At 67.5% G+C, this 4,073-nt stretch carries 7 protein-coding genes; 4 read left to right on the forward strand and 3 right to left on the reverse strand.

Going from position 1 to position 4,073, the window contains the following annotated elements; translation table 11 throughout:
- Nucleotides 1-7: 7 nt before the first annotated feature.
- The 3 genes from ACY5KJ_RS11015 to ACY5KJ_RS11025 form a co-directional block, all read right to left on the reverse strand.
- A complete protein-coding gene (locus ACY5KJ_RS11015) occupies nucleotides 8-922 on the reverse strand; it encodes a transposase (protein ID WP_462203305.1) in 915 nt (304 codons plus the stop codon).
- A 104-nt stretch (nucleotides 923-1,026) separates the two neighbouring features.
- Nucleotides 1,027-1,464 (reverse strand): transposase domain-containing protein, encoded by a 438-nt coding sequence (locus ACY5KJ_RS11020; RefSeq protein ID WP_462203306.1) that lies wholly within the window; start codon nucleotides 1,462-1,464, stop codon nucleotides 1,027-1,029.
- A 91-nt stretch (nucleotides 1,465-1,555) separates the two neighbouring features.
- Complete coding sequence (locus ACY5KJ_RS11025) at nucleotides 1,556-2,155, reverse strand: flavoprotein (protein WP_462203307.1); 600 nt, start codon at nucleotides 2,153-2,155, stop codon at nucleotides 1,556-1,558.
- 116 nt (nucleotides 2,156-2,271) lie between these two features.
- Here ACY5KJ_RS11025 and ACY5KJ_RS11030 point away from each other — a divergent pair, with 116 nt between their 5' ends.
- From ACY5KJ_RS11030 to ACY5KJ_RS11045, 4 genes are all read left to right on the forward strand, one after another.
- Entirely contained in the window at nucleotides 2,272-2,472 is a 201-nt protein-coding gene (locus ACY5KJ_RS11030) for a hypothetical protein (protein ID WP_006543091.1), read from the forward strand.
- 53 nt (nucleotides 2,473-2,525) lie between these two features.
- On the forward strand, nucleotides 2,526-2,819 hold the full coding sequence (locus ACY5KJ_RS11035) for a hypothetical protein (RefSeq protein ID WP_462188077.1): 294 nt from the start codon (nucleotides 2,526-2,528) through the stop codon (nucleotides 2,817-2,819).
- Between the two features lie 178 nt (nucleotides 2,820-2,997).
- Nucleotides 2,998-3,315: a hypothetical protein gene (locus ACY5KJ_RS11040; RefSeq protein WP_462188078.1), complete on the forward strand. Its 318-nt coding sequence runs from the start codon at nucleotides 2,998-3,000 to the stop codon at nucleotides 3,313-3,315.
- Between the two features lie 71 nt (nucleotides 3,316-3,386).
- Nucleotides 3,387-3,839, forward strand: coding sequence for a deaminase (locus ACY5KJ_RS11045; RefSeq protein ID WP_462203308.1), 453 nt, complete (start codon nucleotides 3,387-3,389; stop codon nucleotides 3,837-3,839).
- Nucleotides 3,840-4,073 lie beyond the last annotated feature (234 nt).

The raw sequence follows: 4,073 nt of genomic DNA on the forward strand, positions 1-4,073 counted from the left end.
CGTCCCCTTAGCGAGCCTGATCGTGGGGTGGAGCGTCGTGGTGGGTGCCGCACTGGCCGGGTTTCTTGACGGGGTACTGGTTGTGCCGGGCACGGCGGACCACGCGGGGGTAGGTACGTTCGCGGCGGGTGTTGAGCGTGTCCGGCCGGGTGATGTCGGCGGCGAGTAGCCGCATGGTGCGGTGATGGTGGTCAGGGGGAAAAGTCGGGTCGGTGACGACCCGGTCGCGGATGATCCTTACGGTGCGTTTGAACTTGATCCGGTCGGGGTCGATCCCGGCGGCGGTCGCGGCCTGGCAGGTCAGGGTGGCGATCGCGTGGTGGGTGAGCAGGTAGCCCCAGATCTCCTGGTAGACGGTGTCGGGGTGCTTGGAGCGCAGGACCCTGCCGGGGCCGCGCAGGTAGGTCTTGAGCTGGTCGTTGCCGGTTTCCTGTTCCCATCTGTGGTGATAACCCCCGGCCAGGGCGGTCGCCGTCGCCTCCCGTGGGTCGAGGATGGTGGTGATCAGGGCGATGATCTCGTGTTTCCCGTCGCCTTTCCGGTCGGGGACGTCGTACTCGACGAGGCGGGCGTAGCGGGCCTTCACCGGGTCCAGCGGCGTGCCGGCGCGGGCGGCGGTGAGCAGCGCGTCACGCGCCTTCCCGGTGATCTTCGGGTTGATCAGGACGGTCAGGTAGGAACCGTCGGGTAGCGCCTTCAGCGGGGGCAGGCGCAGGGTGGCCTTGACCCGCCACAGCAGCGCCGCACCGGTGTCCGCGGCCGTGCGCCAGTCCTCCCCCAGGAGGAGAAGTTCCGGTCGGCGAGCAGCAGCCAGTCGGACTCCAGCCGTGGGTAGAGGCTTCGGGCGAGGGCCTGCTCGCTGGCGGCCTTCGTTCCGCCAGCCGGGCCGAGTTCGGCGAGGACCACCGCGTGCGAGGCGCACTCGGACACGGTCACCGCGCGGACCTTCGGCAGCGCCCCCGGCGCGTCGTCACGGCCTGCTGGCAGGCCGAACGCGGCGATGTTCTCCTTGGACGCGGGCGCGTCCTACTCCAGCCCATCGATGCTCATCAGCCGCCACGCCCCGAGGAACGCCCCGAGGGTGTCCAGGTCCGCGACCGGCGCCGCGACCTGGCAGAACAGTTCCGCCAGCGGCGCCGGGCCGAGCCGCTGGCGGGCCCTGGTCAGCCCGCCCGTCGTCGGTTCCCACTTCGGCGAGGTGACGTCGAAGTCGTCGAGCGTCCCGGCCAGCCGGCGTGCGACCGCCTCGTAGTCGTCGTCCGCGAACAGCGCCAACGCCATCACGAAGTAGGCCACCACGTGCGGCGGGATCGTCGCGTCGCTGCGCCTGGCGCCCTTTCCGGTCGCTTCGATCGCCTCGTCGACCGCGTCACGCGGCACGAACGACGTCAGGACCCCCAGCGAGACCCAGTCCGTCAGCCGGCCGGCCGCCACCGCCCCAGTGTCCGCCACACCCCTGATCATGCTGCTAACCAGGCAGAACTACCGGAACCGACACCCCGGCGCCAGCCAAGATCCAAATAGCGTCAGTGGCATTGGGACTGGTCCAGGACGGTCAGCTCCCCGCGGTCCTATAGTCCGCTTCGTCGAGTGCGAGTCCCCACGGAAACGTGTCCAAGTGCTGGCCGCCGGTGTGGGGCTCGTGCGGCTGCCAGGCCCCCGGTCCCATGAGGATGTGGGCTCCGGCCTTCCTCAGCTCAGTGACGCTGCGCTGGAAGGCGAAGTGCGCGGCCAGAGCCGAGTTGACGAACGGCAGGACGATGACCGGGATACCCAATCCGAATACCTCGGCCAGGACACCAAGGGCGTAGTTGTCGCTGGTACCGGCAGCCCATTTGTTGATCGTATTGTAGGTCGCCGGGGCGACGATGATCGTGTCTGCCTGGGGGAACGAGTTCGATCGTGGCTCGCCTGGCTGGCGGTAGACGCTCTTCACAGGATGACCGGTCTGTTCTTCAAGTGCTGGTATGTTGATGAACGCCACGGCCGCCGGTGTGGTGATCAGGCAGACGTCCCATCCTCGGGTTTGAATGAGGGGCCACGAGACGGTCAACGTGGGGCGCGACTCCTGCCGCGCAGCGGGCACCACTCCGATGGCTGATGTGAACGGATGCTGCCGCGCCCAGCCTTCGCGTGCCAACAGCCGCAGGCACATCGGCCGTGTCAGCTTGGGTCCGTCAGCCCTGAGGCTCGCCCAGGCTGCCGCCGCAAGCCATCAGGGACGAAGCTAAGGTTGGGTCGACACGATGCGCACCGATGCGGAGGCTGGCCATGGACGCGACGGCGCAGCCCTACCCTGAGCCCCACGAGTGGGTTGATGAACCCGACCCCGACACCAAGCGCGCGATCGACGAGGCCCACGAGGATGTCGAGGCGGGTCGCACCGTCTTCTGCCTGTCCGACGCTGCGTTCGATGCCCTTCTGGACGAGCTGGACCAGTTGGCCGTCGAGGAGCACCCGAAGGCAAGCTGATGAGCCGCGTACCTCCCGTGAGCTCGGAATGATCGACGCACTATCGTGACGGCGTGCCCGCGTACGAGCAGGTGGCCCGCTTCGTGGCGGAGTACGCGCGGCTGACTCCCGAGCAGCGGCGAGCGTTCCGCCGCGCGGTCGTGCTGTTCCGCGAGGGCTTGGAGCCGGGCCAGTTCCACCCGAGCCTCGGGGTGAAGGGCTTCCGCTCGGAGCCGGGCGTGTTCGAGCTGCGCTGGGCGAAGGACGGCCGGGCGCTGTGGGAGTACGGGGACCCCGTCCCAGGCCGGGACGGCTCTCATGTGCGCTGGTTGCGGATTGGGACTCACGACATCTACAAAAGCCGATAGCCGCCACCGTCCCCGATCGATGGGATATGACCGAAAGACAGTCTGAACCGTCCCCTCTTGGGCGGTGTAGGTCTGCGCTCGCCCCCCTGCTACAGCCGGGGGGCTTTTCATTGGATGCCGCCCCGTCACCGGCCCCAGCCCCGGCCGGTGGGGAGATGGCCCCCGCCTCCTCTACGCCTTGTTGGCCGCCCTCGGTGACTATCCGGCCGCAGCCACCGGATTCCGGACCGCGATCGACGGTCTCCCCTCCGCGTTCCACCGCGACCGCGGTGTCTACCTCGCCCGCGAAGCCCTCGCGCACGCAGGAGCACGCGAACCCGAGCAAGCCGCGATACTCGGTCTCGACGCACTCACGGTCGGCGCCAGCACGCACTCCGGACGCATCATGACCAGTCTGCGGTCACTGCGTGACGCCGTCGCCGGATGGCAGACTGTCCCCCAGGTACGCGAGTTCCGCCAGGGGATGGACCAGGTCCCCACGGCCATCACCGTCTGACTACCATCCCGCCACCGGCCATCCGGTCCGCCTCCACCAGGGACTGGCCCCAGGGAAGGACGAGTTGCTCCATGCCCCAGCTCGACGACCACCGTTGGATGACCCGGGCCATCGAACTCGCCCACCGCTGCCCGCCCGCCACCGGCGCTTACTCGGTCGGCGCTGTCATCGTCGACGAGAACAACGAGGAGATCGCCTTCGGCTTCTCCCGTGAGGTCGACGACGCGGTGCACGCTGAGGAATCCGCCCTCGTGAAGATCGCCCCCGACGACCCGCGGCTCGCCACCGCGACGATCTACAGCACCCTCGAACCCTGCTCGCAGCGTAAGTCCCGGCCACGCACCTGCACCCAGCTCATCCTGGAAGCAAAAATCCCACGGGTGGTCATCGCCTGGCGCGAACCCAGCCTCTTCGTCGCTGACTGCCAAGGCTACGAACTCCTCACCCAAGCCGGCGTCACTGTCGCGGAACTGCCTGAGCTTGCCGAGAAGGCCCGAGCCATGAACGCCCACCTGTCGGTCTGAATCAAATTCATCGCCTTGCGTCTCGGAAATATAAGAAAAAAGAAACGCACGCCCTGTGGGGGGCGGTATCATGTTGAGTTTGTCTACTGTAGTCAGTAAGCCATGTAAGTCGGCATGGTCAACATCTCCAGCGGCCAGCTACTTGGATCAGGCTACCAGCGACGCGACAAAGGTTACGCATGGCCAGAAATCGCTGCGGACGAATCTTGGGGCGGTTCATACTTCCACGCCCTA

The organism is Frankia sp. CcWB3, from assembly GCF_977927595.1.